Below are 1091 nucleotides of genomic sequence, written 5' to 3'. Positions count from 1 at the left end.
GCATTTCTGAGGCTGATGTTTACATTATCGCCGTTTACACCAGCTACGATAGAATCAGGCTTCATTTCATTTTCACAGGTGATAGAGTTGTAGTTTTCCTTGATGAAATTCTGACCCTGTGAAGTATTTATTTCGTTTGCACTTACAGAAGTACCGAGTCTGAATAACGGACCTGCGTGATCCTTGAATCCGCTGCCGCCCTTCTTGTAAGTGTAATCCATATTCTGATGTGAAGCAACACCATCGCCTGCAGGTACAGGAGTTGCGTCACCGCCGCCACCAGGTGTAGGTGTAGGAGTTGATGTATCAACTGTACCGCCGCCTGTCTTAACAGAAGAAGACTTGCCTGATTCAGAAACCTGAACTGCGTCTACATAGAAATCGCAGAGGTCACCTGAGCTCTCAGGTGTTTCGATATAGAGTAACATATCGCCTGAATTAGCAGGGATAGTAAACTTTGTATTCTCAATTTTTGTCCACTCGCCACTCTTTGTGTCAGCTGTAGCGATCTGAGTATAAGATGCGCCGTTGCCGTCACCCTGCTGGAGTGACATCTGTATTGTTGAAGAGCTGCCAGTCTTCTGCATTACTGCTGCGCTGAAGCTGTATGTCTGGCCTGGGATGAACTTGCTTGAATCAAGTGCGATAGAGCAGCCATTCCACTCCTGGCTTCTTCCTGAAACATAGAGTGACTTGCTTCCGGAATAGTAGTTGCTTGAATCAGTTGCTACTGACGCATCGCCTCTGCCTGACCAGTTGTCCTTGCCGCTCTCAAATGTGCTTGTGAAGAAGTCACCGTTTGCATCGCCCTTTACAGGCTCTGAAGGTGTTGTTACAGTTGTGGTTGTATCGTCGTCGAGACCGTTCTCGTAAACTCTTACGCTCTTTACGTTAGCGGAACCGTTTGATCTGTAGCCCTCAATGTTGAGAGATACTTCATAAAGTGTACCTGACATATCCAGACCAGCCTTTGACCATGCGTCAAAGTGTCTTCCTACGTGGATAGTACCCTTCATGTAGTTTGTCTGGTTGTTAGCTGAGCCACTTGTCTTACGGATGCTCCAGTACTGTGGGAATGTTGCTGTACCGTC

1 protein-coding gene is annotated in these 1091 nt (G+C 46.9%); it reads right to left on the bottom strand.

Features of this window, described 5'->3' with window-relative positions; all coding sequences use genetic code 11:
• Window positions 1–1091, bottom strand: a 1091-nt coding sequence (locus tag L870_RS16895; protein ID WP_207637714.1) for a carbohydrate binding domain-containing protein, incomplete at both ends; no start/stop codon positions are given.

The sequence above is a fragment of the Ruminococcus flavefaciens ATCC 19208 genome, from assembly GCF_000518765.1.
GTDB classification, from domain to species: Bacteria; Bacillota; Clostridia; order Oscillospirales; family Ruminococcaceae; genus Ruminococcus; species Ruminococcus flavefaciens.
The sequence above is the reverse complement of the archived record's forward strand: the minus strand, read 5'-3'. Positions and strand labels throughout refer to the sequence as shown.